The organism is Devosia sp. GW821-FHT12F11, from assembly GCF_058806655.1.
The window spans coordinates 691,584-708,575 of record NZ_JBXAPX010000001.1; the positions used below are offsets into that span (position 1 = coordinate 691,584).

General features: G+C 66.0%; 17 protein-coding genes and 1 riboswitch. Of the genes, 5 read left to right on the forward strand and 12 right to left on the reverse strand.

The genetic code is table 11. From position 1 onward, the window contains the following. The 8 genes from AC1ROK_RS03500 to AC1ROK_RS03535 form a co-directional block, all read right to left on the reverse strand. Nucleotides 1–855 carry an ABC transporter permease gene (locus AC1ROK_RS03500; RefSeq protein ID WP_492843867.1) on the reverse strand — a complete coding sequence of 285 codons (855 nt, stop codon included), beginning with the start codon at nucleotides 853–855 and terminating at the stop codon, nucleotides 1–3. A 12-nt stretch (nucleotides 856–867) separates the two neighbouring features. Further along, entirely contained in the window at nucleotides 868–2,691 is a 1,824-nt protein-coding gene (locus AC1ROK_RS03505) for an oligopeptide/dipeptide ABC transporter ATP-binding protein (RefSeq protein WP_492843869.1), read from the reverse strand. A gap of 74 nt (nucleotides 2,692–2,765) precedes the next feature. Then, nucleotides 2,766–2,873, reverse strand: a riboswitch (guanidine-I (ykkC/yxkD leader). A 161-nt stretch (nucleotides 2,874–3,034) separates the two neighbouring features. Further along, entirely contained in the window at nucleotides 3,035–4,849 is a 1,815-nt protein-coding gene (locus AC1ROK_RS03510; RefSeq protein ID WP_492843871.1) for an ABC-F family ATP-binding cassette domain-containing protein, read from the reverse strand. Nucleotides 4,850–5,317: 468 nt separating this feature from the next. After that, entirely contained in the window at nucleotides 5,318–5,794 is a 477-nt protein-coding gene (gene rirA / locus AC1ROK_RS03515; RefSeq protein WP_492843873.1) for an iron-responsive transcriptional regulator RirA, read from the reverse strand. A gap of 197 nt (nucleotides 5,795–5,991) precedes the next feature. Further along, a complete protein-coding gene (locus tag AC1ROK_RS03520; protein ID WP_492843875.1) occupies nucleotides 5,992–7,038 on the reverse strand; it encodes an aldo/keto reductase in 1,047 nt (348 codons plus the stop codon). A gap of 457 nt (nucleotides 7,039–7,495) precedes the next feature. Next, nucleotides 7,496–7,696 (reverse strand): DUF2188 domain-containing protein, encoded by a 201-nt coding sequence (locus AC1ROK_RS03525; protein WP_492843877.1) that lies wholly within the window; start codon nucleotides 7,694–7,696, stop codon nucleotides 7,496–7,498. A 79-nt stretch (nucleotides 7,697–7,775) separates the two neighbouring features. Continuing rightward, nucleotides 7,776–8,876, reverse strand: a complete 1,101-nt coding sequence (locus AC1ROK_RS03530; protein ID WP_492844673.1) for an ATP-dependent DNA helicase — start codon at nucleotides 8,874–8,876, stop codon at nucleotides 7,776–7,778. Next, entirely contained in the window at nucleotides 8,873–9,559 is a 687-nt protein-coding gene (locus tag AC1ROK_RS03535; RefSeq protein WP_492843879.1) for a fumarylacetoacetate hydrolase family protein, read from the reverse strand. The genes AC1ROK_RS03530 and AC1ROK_RS03535 overlap by 4 nt, the downstream gene beginning before the upstream one ends. A 169-nt stretch (nucleotides 9,560–9,728) precedes the next feature. On the opposite strand from AC1ROK_RS03535, the gene AC1ROK_RS03540 reads away from it, so the two are divergent. Beyond that, entirely contained in the window at nucleotides 9,729–10,571 is an 843-nt protein-coding gene (locus tag AC1ROK_RS03540; RefSeq protein ID WP_492843881.1) for an alpha/beta hydrolase, read from the forward strand. Between the two features lie 150 nt (nucleotides 10,572–10,721). Here the strand turns inward: AC1ROK_RS03540 and AC1ROK_RS03545 are convergent, their stop codons facing one another. Beyond that, entirely contained in the window at nucleotides 10,722–11,030 is a 309-nt protein-coding gene (locus AC1ROK_RS03545; protein WP_492843883.1) for a Dabb family protein, read from the reverse strand. Further along, nucleotides 11,030–11,776, reverse strand: a complete 747-nt coding sequence (locus AC1ROK_RS03550; RefSeq protein ID WP_492843885.1) for an SDR family NAD(P)-dependent oxidoreductase — start codon at nucleotides 11,774–11,776, stop codon at nucleotides 11,030–11,032. The genes AC1ROK_RS03545 and AC1ROK_RS03550 overlap by 1 nt, the downstream gene beginning before the upstream one ends. Before the next feature lie 210 nt (nucleotides 11,777–11,986). Here AC1ROK_RS03550 and AC1ROK_RS03555 point away from each other — a divergent pair, with 210 nt between their 5' ends. Continuing rightward, complete coding sequence (locus AC1ROK_RS03555) at nucleotides 11,987–12,175, forward strand: DUF4089 domain-containing protein (protein ID WP_055994705.1); 189 nt, start codon at nucleotides 11,987–11,989, stop codon at nucleotides 12,173–12,175. Continuing rightward, nucleotides 12,172–13,566 (forward strand): AtzE family amidohydrolase, encoded by a 1,395-nt coding sequence (locus tag AC1ROK_RS03560; RefSeq protein ID WP_492843887.1) that lies wholly within the window; start codon nucleotides 12,172–12,174, stop codon nucleotides 13,564–13,566. The genes AC1ROK_RS03555 and AC1ROK_RS03560 overlap by 4 nt, the downstream gene beginning before the upstream one ends. A 181-nt stretch (nucleotides 13,567–13,747) precedes the next feature. Here AC1ROK_RS03560 and AC1ROK_RS03565 read toward each other — a convergent pair whose 3' ends face one another. Continuing rightward, complete coding sequence (locus tag AC1ROK_RS03565) at nucleotides 13,748–14,479, reverse strand: SDR family oxidoreductase (protein WP_492843889.1); 732 nt, start codon at nucleotides 14,477–14,479, stop codon at nucleotides 13,748–13,750. 9 nt (nucleotides 14,480–14,488) lie between these two features. Beyond that, nucleotides 14,489–15,595, reverse strand: a complete 1,107-nt coding sequence (locus tag AC1ROK_RS03570; protein WP_492843891.1) for a mandelate racemase/muconate lactonizing enzyme family protein — start codon at nucleotides 15,593–15,595, stop codon at nucleotides 14,489–14,491. Between the two features lie 126 nt (nucleotides 15,596–15,721). Between AC1ROK_RS03570 and AC1ROK_RS03575 the strand changes: the two genes are divergently transcribed. Both AC1ROK_RS03575 and AC1ROK_RS03580 read left to right on the forward strand, forming a co-directional pair. Continuing rightward, a complete protein-coding gene (locus AC1ROK_RS03575) occupies nucleotides 15,722–16,480 on the forward strand; it encodes an IclR family transcriptional regulator (RefSeq protein ID WP_492843893.1) in 759 nt (252 codons plus the stop codon). A 180-nt stretch (nucleotides 16,481–16,660) separates the two neighbouring features. Beyond that, entirely contained in the window at nucleotides 16,661–16,990 is a 330-nt protein-coding gene (locus tag AC1ROK_RS03580) for an L-rhamnose mutarotase (protein ID WP_055994716.1), read from the forward strand. Nucleotides 16,991–16,992: the final 2 nt, after the last annotated feature.

Consider the following 16,992-nt stretch of genomic DNA (forward strand, 5'->3'; position numbering starts at 1 on the left):
TCATGCACCTCGAAGGGCGGAACGGATGCCGTCGCCGGCGAGGTTGGCGAGGATCGACATCACGAAGATCACCAGCGCCGGGATGATGGGCAGCCACCAATAGGCGGTGAGGCTGTCGACCGAGCGTGAGGTCATAGCGCCGAGTTCGGGAGCGGGGGCGGGGAGGCCGAGGCCAAGGAAGGAGATCACCGACAGGGTCAGGATGATGTTGGCGACGTCGAGCGTCGCCGCCACCGCCAGCGCCGGCACCGCCCCCGGCAAGAGGTAGCGGAACATCAGGCGCGGGCCCTTCACCCCGGCGATGCGGGCTGCCTCGACATGCGGCCGGGCCCGGATGCGGCGGACTTCGTCGCGTGCCATGCGGGCGTACCACGGCCACCAGAAGATAGTGATGGCGATCATGGTGTTGACGAGGCCGGGCCCGAGCGCCGCGACGACGGCGAGGGCGATCAGCGTCGAGGGGAGGACGAGGAACAGCTCCACCACCCGCTGCAGCAGCGTATCGACCCAGCCGCCGACCATGCCGGCGAAGACGCCGATCACCGTGCCGATGACCAAGGCGATGCCGATGACGGCGAGGCCTGGGAGCCAAGTGTAGCGGACACCGAGGACGACGCGCGAGAACAGGTCGCGGCCGATTTCGTCGGTGCCAAACCAGTGCGCGGCCTCGGGCGGCAGGTAGGCGGCTGCGACGCGCAGCATCGGGTCGTAGGGTACGAAAAGCGGGCCGAAGATGGCGACGAGCGTGATGACGAGCACACCGGCGAGGCCGATACGTTCGAGCCAGCCGACGCGGCGAAGCCACGCGAAGGCGGGGGTTGCGGTGGGGGCGGAGAGTTCGGTTGCGAGGGCCATTGTCGGTCTCGGTCAGCTGGCGAGAGCATCTGATTGGTCGCGCTCTCGAGGTGGAAAAGTCTGCAACTTTTCCTGAGAGCCCTCCAGGCGCGGCACGGCGCCGACCAGCATCTTCGTGTAGGGCGCCTGCGGGGCGGAAATGACCTGGTCAGGCTCGCCGACTTCGACGAGATGGCCCTTCTCCAGCACCGCGATGCGGTCGGCGATAAGCCGGGCGGCGGCGAGATCGTGGGTAACGAACAGCATGGCCATGCCCATGGAGCGGCGGAGGCTCCCGAGGAGGTTGAGCGTCTGCGCCGCGAGGGAAACGTCCATGGCGCTGATCGGCTCGTCGCAGAGCAGCAGCTTCGGCGGCACGACCACGGCACGGGCGACGGTGATGCGCTGGCACTGGCCGCCGGAAAGTTCGCTCGGCAGGGCGTGCTGCAGCGCCGGATCGACGCCAACGAGCTTCAGCGCTTCGGCGATCTTCTTGTCCTGCTCCTGCCGGCCAAGCCCCAGCGGGCGGAGGCGGTCGCGGATCTGTTCGCCGATGGTGAGCCAGGGTGTAAGCGCCGCGACGGCATCCTGAAACACCACTTGCGGCGGGATGCCGCCGAACCATGATACGTCGCCCTCGTCGGGGGCGAGCAGGCCCGCCGCGATGCGGAGCAGGGTGGATTTGCCCGAGCCACTTTCACCGACGAGCGCGACACACTCGCCCTGCTGGATCCTGAGGTCGATGCCGGCGAGGACCTGGGTCTGGCGGGCAGGACGCAACAGCGCACGCTTCGGGCCGAAGCTCTTCTCGATGCGGTAGAGCTCGAGCGCATTGGCTTCGCCCGCCGATGCCTCGGGCCAGCTCGGAGCTTCACGGACGCGGGCGAGCAGGTCCGGCACCCGATTGGATTGGAAGCACGCGACCTGTCGCCCATCCTGCCGGCGCACCAGGTCCGGCTTGCGTTCGGAGCACTCGGCTTCGGCGAGGGGGCAACGGGTGACGTAGTTGCAGTGCGCACCGCTCGGCCGCGCCCGCAGTTGCTCCGAGGCGAGCGTCCCAAGCTGGCGGTTGCGGTCGGAATCGAGATCGAAACGGGCGGCGAGGAGGCCCGCCGAGTAGGGGTGCGACGGTGCGGCGATCAGCGCGCGGGTGTGCCCGACTTCGGCAACGCGCCCGCCATAGAGCACCATCACCCGGTCGGCGAGTTCGGCGGCAACGGCGAGGTCGTGCGTGATGAAAAGCGTGGCGGTGTTGTGCTCACGGGCGAGATCGCGGAGCAGAGTCAGGATCTGCGCCTGCACCGTGACATCGAGTGCGGTCGTCGGCTCGTCGGCGATCAGCACGCGCGGCTTTGCCGCCATGCTCATTGCGATCAGCACGCGCTGGCGCTGGCCGCCCGAGAGGCGGTGCGGCATGTCGGCGGCGATGCGCCTGGGGTCGGGCAGGCCGGTGCGGGCGAGCCAGTCGAGCACTTCGTCGGCGCTGAGTCCGCTCTCACGCAACTGCGCGCCGATGCTCATCGTGGGGTTGAGCGCGCCCATCGGATCCTGTGGCACAGCGCGGACAAGGCTAAGTCGGAGGTCGCGCAACTCATGCGGCCTGGCGCCGACGATCTCGCGCCCGGCGAGGCGGATGCTGCCCGATATCTCGGGCTGCGCTTCGGCTGGCAGGAGGCCCTGCAGCGTCAGGCCGATGGTGGACTTGCCCGAGCCGCTCTCGCCGACGAGCGCGACGACCTCGCCGGGTGCGAGATCGAAGTCGATGCCGTCGAGCACGGTGCTGGCGCGGCCATCGCGGCTGAGGCGGACGTGGAGGCCGCGGATGGAAAGAACGGGGGCTTCGGGTTCGGTAGACATCGCTGGAAGAGTCATCGCTCCCTCACGTTGAGGGATGACGAGACGCTACGCTCGCCAATCCCTTGGCTAACGAGGTCTCCCGGGCTTTTGTCCCGCCGTGCACCTGGCGGGATGTCTCTCCCGGCCAGTGGCAGCTCTCGGACCAGCCGCGCCGAAGCGCCGGAACCCTAGCCACCGACTCTCAGCTAGTGAAGCAAGCTCCGTGCCAGGCGGGAACGGCCAGAAACTATGGAATTGTGCGGGTCGATGCATCCACGCTGCTCCAATTCTGGGCAACGCACATCGCCTTGCTTACTGGATTGGCATAATGGCCGGCAGCCGACAGCAACTGGATGCCTCGCCGCTACCCCTCGATTTCCTCGCGCAGCGCCTCGAGCTCCAGCCACTCGTCCTCGGCCTTGCCAAGCGCCGCCTGAGCCTTCTCCAGCGCCTTGCCGGTATCGGTGAACTTCTGCGGATCGCGGGCATAGAGGCTGCCATCGGCCAGCACCGCATCGAGCTTGGCGATCTCGGCTTCGAGCTTCGCGATTTCCTTGGGCAGCGTCTCGAGCGCGTGCTTCTGCTTGAAGCTGAGTTTCTGCTTGGCCGCCGGGTGCGAGCTGGTCTGCGGCAGTGCTGCCTGCCGTCCTCCCTTCGGCTTCGGGGCGCTGGCGGGCGCCGTGACGCCATAGCCGCGCTGGCTCACCATGTCGGAATAGCCGCCCGGGTACTCGGTCCACTGCCCGCCGCCATCCGACACCACCACTGAGGTCGCGACGCGATCGAGGAAATCGCGGTCGTGGCTGACGACGATCACCGTGCCCGGGTAGTCGGCCAGCATTTCCTGCAGCAGGTCGAGCGTTTCGAGGTCGAGGTCGTTGGTCGGCTCGTCCAGCACCAGTACGTTCGAGGGCAGCGACAGCACGCGCGCCAGCACCAGTCGGCCGCGTTCCCCGCCCGAGAGCTTGCTGACTGCGGTGCCGGCCTGCTCGGGGCCGAACAGGAAATCCTTGAGATAGCCCATGAAGTGCTTGGGCTGGCCGTTGATGACCAGGGTGTCCGAACCGCCGCCGGTCACCGCCTCCTTGAGCGTCATGTCGGCGCTGAGCGTGGCGCGGCGCTGGTCGAGGCTCGCGAGCTCGAGATTGGCGCCGAGCCGCACTGTGCCGCTGTCGGGCGGCAGCTCGCCGGTCAACAGCTTGATCAGGGTGGTCTTGCCCGCGCCATTGGCGCCGATGATGCCGAGCCGGTCGCCGCGGATCACCCTTGTGGTAAAATCCTTGACGATGACGCGCTCGCCATAGGCCTTGGAGATATCCTTGGCCTCCATCACCATCTTGCCGGAGGTCTCGCCCTCGGCCACCGAGATTTTCACCTCGCCCACGCCGCGTTTCAGATCGCGCCGCTCCTGGCGCAGTGCGAACAACCCGTCGAGCCGGCGCACATTGCGCTTGCGCCGGGCGGTGACGCCATAGGTGAGCCAGTGCTCTTCGCGGACGATCTGCCGGTCGAGCTTGTGCCGGGCGGTTTCCTCCTCCTCCAGCACCTGGTCGCGCCACTCCTCGAAGCTGCCGAACCCCTTGTCGAGGCGGCGGGTGACGCCGCGATCGAGCCAGACGGTCGAGCGGGTGAGATCGGCGAGAAAGCGCCGGTCGTGGCTGATGATCACCAGCGCCGAGCGGATGGTCGAAAGCTCGTTCTCCAGCCACTCGATGGCCGGCAGGTCGAGATGGTTGGTCGGCTCGTCGAGGAGGATGATGTCGGGCTCGGGCGCCAGCACCCGGGCCAGGGCGGCGCGGCGGGCTTCGCCGCCGGAGAGCCGATGCGGCTCCTCGTTGCCGGTGAGGCCGAGCGCGTTGAGCAGGTAGGTGGCGCGATAATGGTCGTCGCCCGCCTGCATGCCGGCTTCGACATAGGCGAGGACATTCGGATAGGCCGAGAGGTCCGGTTCCTGCGGCAAATAGCGGATGGTGGCGCCCGGCTGCAGGAAGCGGCGGCCGCCGTCGGGCTCGATCTCGCCGGCAGCGATCTTCAGGAGCGTCGATTTGCCGGAACCGTTACGGCCGACCAGCGCCACCTTCTCGCCGGGCAGCAGCGACAGCTCGGCGCCCTCCAGCAGCTCGCTGGAGCCCAGGCGCAGGCGGATTTGCTGCAGGAACAATATGGGCGCGGCGGCCATCGGCTAGTCCAGTTCAATAGGTTCGGGGGCATAGAGCATGGGGCCGCCGCGAGATCAACGCGGGGGGCGCCGCGCTGGAGCGCTTTCAAGAAAATGCCTGTCCTCGCGAAGCCGGGGATTGCAGACGTTACCGGTTCGGAGACGCGCCAAATCAAAGACTTGAAGCACCTCGGCGCTTCTGGCGCGGCGAACTGCTGTTGCTGCCAAAGATGAATGAACCGGGCCTGACAACGGGAGTCAGAAGCCGTTCAACTGCGGCTTGGCAAAAGCGCCCGGCCTCGGGCTTCGGGGCACATGTTGGGCAGGTGACTGAGGGCCATGGGTTTGGGCCCTTCGCCGCCTGCCGGCAACCCCAGAGAGAGACTGGGTTCCGCCGCACGACCAACGCCCTTCGGGTCGGGCGCGTGTGGCGAAAGGGCGGATGCCGGACGGTTGGAGTCGGTCCGGCATCCGCCGCTATTCACAGGCTCAGTGCGCCGCTTCGCGGATCAGCACCGGCTCCATGTCCTCGAACTTCAGGCCGAGCCGTTCACGCAGCGAGCGGCGCTTCGAGGCAAGGTCGGCGATGGTGTAGCTCTCGAGCACGTTGAAGAACGCCCCCAGCGCCTCGCGCAGCGCCGCATTGACGTCGCAGCTTTCGGCCAGCGGGCAGGTCACGTCGCCATCCTCGAAGCACTCGGCCATCGAGAAGCTCTCTTCGGTGAGGCGGACCGTGTCGAGCAGGGTGATCTCCTCGGCCGGACGGCCGAGCTTGATGCCGCCGCGGCGGCCGCGCACCGTCTCGATCAGGCCGTTCTCGACCAAGGGCTTGATCAGCTTGAACAGGAACAGTTCCGAAATCGCGTGCGCCTTGGCGATGTCGGCGACCCGGCTGAGGCCGGGCGCGTTGACCGCACAATAGATCAGCGTGCGGATGGCGTAGTTGGACTGGCGAGTCAGTCTCATCGAATCTCCGATTCGGCGCGTCACGCCGACTTCTTGCTGCTTCCCCACGCAAGGCCCCGGATGTCGGGGATTCTCTGCGGCTGGATGGGGTCTGGACCCGTACTCAGTTTATAACGGTTCTAAACTTAGTCAAGAAAACATGACGCCTGCGTTCAGGATTGTGCGGGCGAGGAGATCGGCCCGCCCGCACAACATGGTCACTTGTCGAGATACGGCCGGTGCAGCGCCAGGTCGGGTTCGCCGAGGCGATCCTGCGCGGTAAAGCTCTGGTGCCAGTAGGGGTAGGGGAGGTTCGGCTGGCTGACGGCGTCGAGTCTGCCCAGGTCCTCGGCGCTGAGCTTAAGCTCGGTCGATTTCAGATTGTCCTCGAACTGCGCGGTGCTGCGTCCGCCGATGATCACCGAAGCCACCAGTGGCCGTTGCAGCAGCCAGGCAAGCGACACCTGTGCGCCAGAGACGCCGTGCGCCGCCGCCACCTCGTTGACGACATCGACAATGTCCCAAAGCCGATCCGCGTCGTAGATCGGAGGCTCCCTGAAGCCAGTAACCTGCCGGCCGCTTTCGGGCCTGGTGTTGCGGGTGTACTTGCCCGAGAGCCAGCCGCCGGCGAGCGGCGACCAGACGAGTACGCCAACCCCCTGATCGAGCCCAAGCGGTACCAGCTCGAACTCGGCCTCGCGCGAATAGAGGGTGTAATGGATCTGCTGGGCTACGAAACGCTGGTAGTGCGCGGCATCGGCGATGGAGAGCGCCTTCATCAGGTGCCAGGCCGAAAAGTTCGATGAGGCGGCGTAGCGGATCTTGCCCTGCTTCACCAGCGTATCGAGGGCCTCTACTGTCTCCTCGAGCGGCGTCAGGCCGTCCCACTCGTGCACGTGATAGATGTCGATGACGTCGGTTCTCAGCCGGCGCAGCGAGTTCTCGCATTCGCGGATGATGTGCCAGCGGCTGAGCCCGCGATCGTTCGGGCCTGGGCCGGTCGGAAAGCGCACCTTGGAGGAAATCAGCAGCCTGTCGCGCCGCCCATCCACCAGCGCTTCGCCGATCATGCTTTCGGACTTGCCGGCATTGTAGACATTGGCCGTGTCGATCAGGTTGATTCCGCGATCGAGGCAGAGGTCGATCTGACGCTGTGCGTCCTTGAGTTCGGTCTCGCCCCATGAACCGTCATTGCCGAATGTCACCGTGCCGATCGACAGGGACGAGACCTTGAGGCCGGAACGGCCGAGCAATCGATAATCCATGCAATCCTCCAGGAAATGTCGGCGCGGACACTAAAGTGCTTTCAGGAAAAGTTGCAGCCTTTTCCGGCTTCCTGGCGCCGGTAGTCGGGCTGTCCCGGCGCGGCTTCGACCGACGGAGTCCTCCAGGGCGCTGATCCCACAACCAGTTTTGGCATCGGAGTTAACAAACCGCTACCCGGGTCGTCAGGCAACGGTCAGCACCACCACCTTAGCCTGCAGCTCGGAGGTGGTGGAGGTGATCGCTTACATCGTGCAGTTGCCTAGGGGCGACGTTCGGCGCTTCGGCATGTTCAGCAGTATCGTGGTGCAGTCCGAGGAGATTCCCAGCATCGTCAGCATGCAGCCCGGTTACGCCGTGCGGCTCATGCGAGCCGAAACTCTGATGGCAGCCGTCATGGGGCAAATGTTCCCGACATGGCGGATAGAACGGCTGACGGAGACGACGCGCCGCCCGTCGTCAGGCCGGCCAGTGCTGCTGCACCCGCCCATCCTCGCTTTCCAGGAAGACCCGGTTGTCGCCTCGGGTCCGGCGGGCCATGTCGACCGCAGCGCGGACCGCCCGATCCAGCGTTGAGTGGTTCGCGAGAACGGTGGGGCCGACGCTCAGGGTCCAGCGACCCCGGTTCGGGGACACGAGAAATCGGAGGGACTGCATCATGTGTTGCGTGCGCCGATCCTGTTGCCAGGACGCCAGCGTGCGCAATGCCGCGTTATCGGCTCGTTAACCGTTTGGCGGCTCAGGAGACCACGGTGATCTTCTCGCTGGCGCGGGTAACGCCGGTATAGAGCCAACGCTGCCGATCCTCGCGGAAGACATAGCTTTCGTCGAACAGGTAGACATTGTCCCACTGGCTGCCCTGGGCTTTGTGCACGGTGAGGCAGTAGCCGAAGGTGAACTCGTCGTACTGGCGGCGCTCGGGCCAGCTCAACTGGTCTTCTTCGCCCGAAAAGAACGCCGCGTGCGTCACCACCTTGGCCTGCGTCGCCTTGGCGCCGGTGACCTCGTCCGGATCGAGCGTCATCGAGTAGCGGGCGTTGGAGCGCTTCTTCACGTCCGCGGCGGTCCAGATCTGCCCGTTGAGCAGCTTCTTTATCGGGTTGTTCCTGAGGCAGACCAGGCGATCGCCCGCCACCGGCTCGTGCCGCGGCAGGTTCTTGATCTCACGGATGCGGTCATTATAGGCGACCCGCGTCTTGTTGCGGCCGGCCAGCACCTGGTCGGCTTCCATAACCGCGTCGCGGTCGACGTCGGCGCGCGGGATCACGAGGCTTTCGCCATAGCGGCCATGCTCGAGATAGCCGCCCTCGCGGATCTCCATCGACATGCGGATGATTGGGTTATCCGCCGCCTGGCGGTGGATTTCGGTGAGCATGTAGTCGGGCTCGTCCGCGGTGAAGAAGCCGGCGCCCTGCACCGGCGGCAGCTGGAACGGATCGCCCAGCACCAGCACCTTGGTGCCGAAGCTCAAGAGGTCGCGGCCGAGCTGCTCGTCGACCATCGATACTTCGTCGATGACGATTAGGTCGGCGGTCAGCGCCTCGCTTTCGGGGTCGAGCGCGAATTTCGGCTCGCCATCCTTCTCCGAAACCAGCGCGTAGATCAGCGAATGGATGGTCGAGGCGCCGCGCGCCCCGTATTTCCGCATCACCATCGCCGCCTTGCCGGTGAAGGCGGCGTATTTCACCGACTTCACCCCCTGGGCGAGATGCCGGGCGAGCGTCGACTTGCCGGTGCCGGCCCAGCCGAACAGCCGGAACACCTGCTTGCCGTCCTTGTCCTTCAGCCAGCGCGACACGGCTTGCAGCGCTTCATCCTGTTGCGGCGACCACTCCATCAGGCGATGCGCACCGTGACGCTTCCGATGCCTGATATCGAGCCCTCGAGCAGGTCGCCCTTGACCACAGCGGAGACCCCGGCCGGGGTGCCGGTGAAGATCAGGTCGCCGGGGCAGAGTTCAAAATACTTCGACAGTTCGGCGATCACATGCGGCAGGTCCCAGGTCATGTCGGCGATATCGGCCGACTGGCGGGTCTCGCCGTTGACGCGGAGCTCGATCTTGCCCTTGAGCGGGGTCGGAATACCCGCGGCAGGGACCAGCGTGCCGATCGGGGCGGAATGGTCGAAGCCCTTGGCGACTTCCCAGGGCTTGGCGCCCTTCTTGGCCCAGGCCTGCAGGTCGCGGCGGGTGAGGTCGATGCCGACGGCATAACCCCAGACATGGCGCATCGCATCGGCGACGGCGATGTTCTTGCCGCCGGTGCCGATAGCGGCGACCAGTTCGATCTCGTGGTGGTGGTTCTGCGTCTCGGACGGGTAGGGCGAGTCGGCGCCATTGATCACCAGAGCGTCCGCGGGCTTCGAAAAGAAGAACGGCGGCTCGGCATTGGGATCGTGCCCCATCTCGCGCGCATGCTCGGCATAGTTGCGGCCCACGCAATAGATGCGGCGGACCGGAAACAGCCCTCCGCCGGCGACGGGGACGGCAGGCAGCGGCGGCGGCGCGATAACGTAATCGGACATCGTGGTTCCCATACTCTGAGGCGCGCCACACTAATCGAATCGGTCGTGGGACAAAATGAGAACTTTGCCCGTCAGCAAGTTCCCTGGGGGCGGCCGATGCTCCATTTGGGGTGCTTGACTTGGCCGTTGCGGTTGGGCTCGGGTGGCCGCGAGCTTGAGGGAGTACGCCGTGACCGCCATCGACCCGTTCGACATTCCCAATCTGGTGCCGGACTTCGAGGCCATCAAGGACGGTAACCTCGCCGCCAGCGCCCGCACCCGCGCCACACTGAAGAGCCGGCTCGACCTCAGCTACGGCGACGGCCCGCGGCAGCGGCTCGACCTGTTCTTCCCCGAGCACGCCGAGGGGCCGCTGCCGATCCACATGTTCATCCATGGTGGCTACTGGTTCTTGAACGACAAGGAAATGTTCGCCTTTCCCGCCGAGACCATCACCCGCAACGGCGCCATCGCGGCGATCGTCGAGTACACGCTGATCCCCAATGCGCGGATGGCGCAGCTGGTGGACGAGGTGCGGCAGGCGGCCCGCTGGCTGGTCCAGAATGCCGAGAGCTTCGGCGGCGATCCCCATGCCTTCTCCGCCTCCGGCCATTCGGCCGGCGGACACCTCGCCAGCTATCTCGCCGCGCGCGCCCCGCACGAGGCGCATGCGCCCAGGATCCCGGTAAGATCGCTGCTGCTGGTGTCCGGGCTCTATGATCTGAGGCCGATCACCCAGAGCTACCTGCAGCCCAGCCTGGCGCTGACCGACGAGGAGGTCGCGAACTACTCGCCACTCGGCGCCGAGCAACTGGCCGGTCCCGAGGTGGTGGTGGCGGTCGGCCACAACGAAACCGAGCCGTTTCACCTCCAGGCGCAGGACCTCTGCTTTGCCGCCGAGCGACGCGGCCTCCACTACGAGCGGATCACGTTGCCCGAGCTCGACCACATGACCATCGTCCGCGACCTCGGCCGGCCCGAAAGCCGCATGGGCGGGCTGTTGGCGGAGACGATTGCGGCGTCGCGGGGATAAGGCGAGCCACGGGAGACAGCGGAGCTGCTTGCTTCCCTCCCCCTTGAGGGGAGGGATCGAGGGAGGGGGTGGTGCAGTCAGCACCGAGCGTCCCTCACCACCCCCAACCCCTCCTAGCGGACGCGTAGCGCCGGGGGGAGGGGAGTACGTTCAAACCTCGATATCGAACACCAGCAAGCCCTTCACCCCGCCCTCGAGCGCCGCAACCAACCGTGATCCTGCTTCCTTGTGCTTGCCGTCGGCGAGATAGGCGTCACGAGCGGCAGCGTCCGCAAAATCCATGGTGAAGCCATCGGCAAAACCTTGGTGCAGGCCCTCGGGCGAGACGTTCGGACCGTAGCTCATGCGCTCGATCTTGAGATGCACGCCGAGCGCCGCGAGCTGCTCGTAGATGGACTGTTTCTCTTTGTCGGTGACGTCGGCGCGGAACTTCACGAACACGCAGTGCCGGATGGTCATCAGTAGGTGGTCCTGCCGCCCGAGAGATCGAACACCGAGGCGGTGGTAAAACTGTTCTCCTTGCTCACCAGCCAGGCCACCATGTTGGCGAGCTCCTCCACTTCGAGGAAGCGGCCGCGCGGGATGCGGCTCAGCATGTAGTCGATGAACTCCTTGGTCACTTCCTTGAGGATGGCGGTATTGGCGACCGCCGGGGTGATGGCGTTGACGGCGATGTCGTACTTGGCGACTTCCTTGCCGAGCGCTTTCACCAGCCCGAGCACGCCGGACTTCGAGGCGGCATAGGCGGCGGCATTGGGATTGCCTTCCTTGCCGGCGACCGATGAGATGTTGACGATGCGGCCATAGTTGCGCGCCTTCATCGAGGGGATCACTACCCGGTTGACGTAGAAGGTGCCGTTGAGGTTGATCTCGATGACGCGCCGCCATTCGTCGAGCCCGTACTCGTCGAGCGGCGCGTTCTTGCCGGCAATGCCGGCCGAGTTGAGCAGGATCGAGACCGGACCGACCTCCTTCTCCACTGCGGCATGCGCGGCAGCCAGCCCGTCGTAATCGGTGATGTCCACTGTCTGGCTCGATGCGCCGGCGCCGAGCAGCCCGGTCGCCACCTTCAATGCCTCGGCATCGCGGTCCCAGAGGCTGACCTTGGCGCCCGAGGCGATGAAGCGCTTGGCGCAGGCAAGGCCGAAGCCCGAGGCGCCGCCGGTGACCACGGCCACCTGCCCGTTGAGATCGATCTGATTCACGTTTGTTCCCTCGCTGCCGGTTTTCCTGGCGGTTTTCCTCGCAACAACGGCTAACATGTTAGTTCCGATGAAACCAGTCGCCGCGCGTGTCGGCACGCCGACCATCAAGATGATTGCCGCGCAAGGCGCTGTCGTGTGAGGGTAATTTACGGCTGGTAACACGAGAGCAGGGGGCTGCATTCGGCTGGCCGATGCGAGGCATGACGCGCCATGGCCTACAAACCCTTCGATGCCGATGCGCTGATCGATGCGGCGGCGCCGTTGCTGCAGCTGCGCATCGCACCCGAGCACCGGGCCGGCATCAAGCTCAATTTGAAGACCGCCTCGAAGATGGCGGCGCTGGTCGAACAGATCAAGCTCGACGACGACGCCGAGCCGGCGCCGGTCTATCGCGCATGAAGGCGACCGCCGACGCCGTCGAAATTGCCGAGGCCGTCAAGGGCGGCCAGGTGACGGCACGCGCCGTGACCGAGGCGGCGCTCAAGCGGATCGAGCGGCACAACCCGATGCTGGGCGCCTTCACCGACGTGACGGCGGCACGGGCGCTGGAGCAGGCTGAACTGGTCGACAGCAAGATCCGCAACGCCATGGACCCCGGCCCGCTCGCCGGGGTGCCGTTCGCGGTCAAGAACCTCTACGACATCAAGGGCGTCACCACCCGCGCCGGCTCGAAGATCAACCGCGACAACCCGCCGGCAGAACGCGACGCGACGCTGGTGACCCGCCTGGAGGCGGCCGGCGCCGTGCTGCTCGGCGGCCTCAACATGGACGAGTATGCCTACGGCTTCACCGGCGAGAACGCCCATGACGGCCCGTCGCGTAACCCGCACGCGCTCGACCGGATGACCGGCGGCTCGTCTGCGGGGCCCGCGGCCGCGGTGGCCGGTGGCCTCGTGCCGCTGAGCCTCGGCTCCGATACCAACGGCTCGATCCGCGTGCCGGCCTCGTTCTGCGGCCTGTTCGGGCTGAAGCCGACCTACGGCCGGCTGAGCCGAGCGCATAGCTTTCCGTTTGTTTCGAGCCTCGATCATCTCGGCCCATTCGCCCGCTCGACCCGCGACCTGGCGCTGGCCTATGACACGCTGCAGGGGTTCGACGAGGCCGATCCGGCCCAGACCAAGCGGGTGAACGAGCCGACCTCGGCGCGGCTGAAGCATCCGATCCCCGGGCTGCGCATCGCCGTCGCCGGCGACTACTTTCTCGGCGCACCCGAAGTGCAGGCTCAGGTGCAGAAGGTGGCGAAGGCGCTCGAGGCGACCAAGACCGTCACCCTGCCCGATGCGCAGGCGGCGCGCGCCGCCGCCTTCATTATCACCATGGCCGAGGGGGCAACGCTGCATCTTGAGCGTTTGCGCGAACGTCCCGACGATTTCGACCCCGAGGTGCGCGACCGCTTGCTGGCCGGCGCCATGCTGCCCGGCGTCTGGGTCGAGCGGGCGCAGAAACTGCGCCGGGTGTTCCGTGATCGGGTACTGAAACTGTTCGACGGGGTCGACGCCATCCTCGCCCCGGCAACGCCGATGAAGGCGCCGCTGCTCGGCCAGAAGACGGCGATGTTCGGCGGCGTCGAGCTGCCGGTGCGGCCCAATCTGGGGATCTTCACCCAGCCGATCTCGTTCATCGGCCTGCCCGTGGCGACAGTGCCGGTGTGGCAGTACGGCGAAGACCTGCCGCTCGGCATCCAGGTGATCGCCGCGCCGTGGCGCGAGGATGTATGTCTGAGGATCGCCCACCAGCTGGAAACGGCAGGGGTGTGCAAAGCCCCGGTGGCGCAGGGGTTTGCGGACTAGGTGAGGGGCAGGTGGCCCCGACTCGCACCGGTGCGGGCTGACCCCTACCCTGTCCCCTCCCCGCAAGGCGGAGGGAGACCCACACACCGACATCGCAGCCTGCGTCTCCCTCCCCTTGCGGGGAGGGATCAAGGGTGGGGGTCCACAGCCACCGGCGGCAACGGTTGGAACCGGACCCGCCTTAAGCCGTCCAGCCGCCGTCGATGATCTGTACCTGGCCGGTGGTGTAGGTGGCGCCGGCGAGGTAGACGGCGAGGTCGGCGACTTCCTCCGGCTGGCCGATGCGGCCGATCGGCTGGCGGGCGATGAAGGCCTTCTTGGCCGCTTCGAAATCGCCGGTGGCGTGCCAGCGTTCATGCAGCGACGGCGATTCCACGGTGCCCGGGCAGATGGCGTTCACCCGGATGCCCTTGTCGGTATAGTCGGCGGCCATCGACTTGGTGAGCCCGACCACGGCCGCCTTCGAGATGGTGTAGGCGGCGCGGTTCGGCACCGCGGTCACCGACGAGGCGACGGTCGCCATGTTGATGATGCAGCCATCCCTGCGCTCCAGCATCTGCGGCAGCACGGCCTTGATGGCGCGGATCTGCGCCCAGACATTGAGGTCGAAGGCGAATTCGAGGTCCTGGTCGGGCATTTCGAGCACGGTGCCCGACTGCACCACGCCGGCGCAGTTGAACAGGATATCGATGCGGCCGATTTCGGCCACCGCCTTGTTCACTTCTTCGGTGCTCAAGACGTTGAGTACGCGCGTGGTGACACCGGGCGTGCCCTCGAGTTCTTTCAGCTTTGCAGCATTGATATCGGTAGCGATCACCTTGGCGCCGGCCTTGACGAAGGCATGCACCGAGGCGAGGCCGATGCCCTGTGCCGCGGCGGTAATGAGAACGATCTTGCCGCTGATATCGGCCATGGAAATCTCCTAGAGATGGATCGAATGCGAGCCTTCGACGGTCATCCGCTCGATGGCGTCGAAATCCCAGGCGATGCCCAGGCCCGGTTTTGAAGACGGGATGGCCTTACCATCCCGGATGGTCATCCGTTCAGTCGTCAATTGGTCTAGCTGCGGGATGTATTCGACCCAGCGGCCATTTGGGATGGCGGCGCAGAGCCCGACATGCAGCTCCATCAGGAAGTGCGGGCAGACCGCGATGTTGAACGCTTCCGCCATATGCGCGACCTTCAGCCAAGGGGTGATGCCGCCGACCCGGCCGACATCGACCTGGATGATCGAGCAGGCATGCCGCTCCAGATACTCGCGGAAGTGCATTGCCGAATAGAGGCTCTCGCCGATGGCGATGGGGATCGAGGTGTGCGCTGAGAGCCGGGTGTGGCCGGAAATGTCCTCGGCGGTCAGCGGTTCCTCGAACCAGCCGATATCGAGCGGCTCATAGGCGCGGGCCCGGCGGATCGCCTCGTCGACATTGAAGCGCTGGTTGGCGTCGGTGAAGATCTCGAAGCCGGGACCGACCGCCTCGCGCACCGCCGAAATGCGGCGCACGTCCTCATGGATCGGCCGGCCGACCTTCAGCTTGCAGCCCCCGAAGCCATCAGCCTTGGCCCTGAGCGCGTCTTCGATCAGCGCCGTCTCTTCGAGATGCAGCCAGCCGCCTTCGGTGGTGTAGAGCGGGATGGCGTCCTGCGCCCCGCCGGCGAGGATATGGAGCGGCAACCCGAGCTTGCGCGCCTTGAGGTCCCACAAAGCCGTGTCGATGGCGGCGAGCGCAATCGAGGTGATGGCGCCGGTGGTGGTGGCGTGGGTGAGAAACAGCAGGTCGCGCCAGAGCCTTTCGATCTCGTTGGCCTCGCGGCCGACAATGGCGGGGACCAGTGTACGCTTCAGCAATTCGATCACCGAGTGACCGCCGGTGCCGATGGTATAGCTGTAGCCGGTGCCGGTGACGCCATCCGCATCGGTGATGCGGACGATCGGCGTCTCCTGCGACACGAAGGACTGGATGGCGTCGACCCGCTTCACCTTGGGGACGAGGTCGACCATCAGCACTTCGACCCGCGCGATCCGCGCCATGGCTTCCTCCCGAGGCTGGCATGCGCACACCGGCTGAATCCGGCTTGTTGTGCATATGTGAAAAGACTATTCGTGAGTAAGCACGTGAGGTTTGCGGCGTCAATTGCGCCGAAGGGAGGAAGGCGCGTGGGTCAGGTCGAGGATCTGGAGAAGTACCGCGCCCCGGCCCTCGACAAGGGGTTGGATATCCTCGAACTCCTGGCGGCGACCGAGGAGAGCCTCAGCCAGGCCGAGATCGCCAAGGCGCTCGATCGCTCACCCAACGAAATCTACCGCATGCTCGATCGGCTGGTGCGCCGCGGCTTCGTGCGCCGCACCTCGGCGGATCGCTATGAGGTAACGCTGAAACTGTTCGAGCTGGCGCATGCCCGTCCGCCGCTGCAGCGCCTGTTGAGCCAGGCCATGCCGGTAATGCGGCGCTTCGCGAGGGATGCGCAGCAGGCCTGCCATCTCGCCATTTACGACCGCGGCAACCTGGTGGTGGCGGCGCAGGTCGATGGGCCCGGTTACTGGAACGTCTCGGTGCGGGTGGGCTCGCGCATCAGCCTGATCAACACCGGCTCGGGCCACGTGCTGCTCGCCTTCGCTGCGGCGGACGAGCGGCGGCTGATGCTGGAGGAGCAGGATCAGCCCGAGCAGTTGACGCCCGCGCTGGAAGAGCGGCTGACCCGGGTGCGCCAGCAGGGGTTTGAGAACATGCAGAGCCTGCAGATTGCCGGGGTGAACAACCTCTCGGTGCCGATCCTGGGGCCGATGGGCCGGGTGCTGGCGGTGTTCACCTGCCCCTATTCGGAGCGGCTGGACGTCAAGACCGCCCCGGGTTGCGATGCGGCTCTGCAGCTGCTGATCGCCTGCGGCCAGGAGATTTCGCAGCGGCGGGGATAAGCGTCTGGCACGAGTTGGCCGAGAAATATCGTTCACACTCGATGTCATCCCTGCGAAAGCAGGGATCCAACTCGCAGCCCGCGACAGCGGAGCAATGGGTCCCAGCTTTCGCTGGGATGACACCGGTGGGTGGGAGAGGCCGCGCGCCTGACAAATGAGTTGCAAGGGAGAAACGAGACAATGAAGCGTTATGGGGCGGTGCTGGGGCTGAAGCCCGAGGCGGTGGCGGACTATGTGCGGGTGCATGCCGCGGTGTGGCCGGATGTGCTCAAGCAGATCAGGAACTCCAACATCCGCAACTACTCGATCTTCCTGAAGCAGCCGGAAAACCTGCTGTTCTCCTATTTCGAGTATGTCGGCACTGACTACGCCGCCGACATGGCCGCGATGGCGGCCGATCCGGTGACGCAGGAATGGTGGTCGGTCTGCATGCCGATGCAGTCGCCGCTCGAGACCCGCAAGGACGGCGAATGGTGGGCCTCGATCGACGAGGTTTTCCACACCGATTGAGT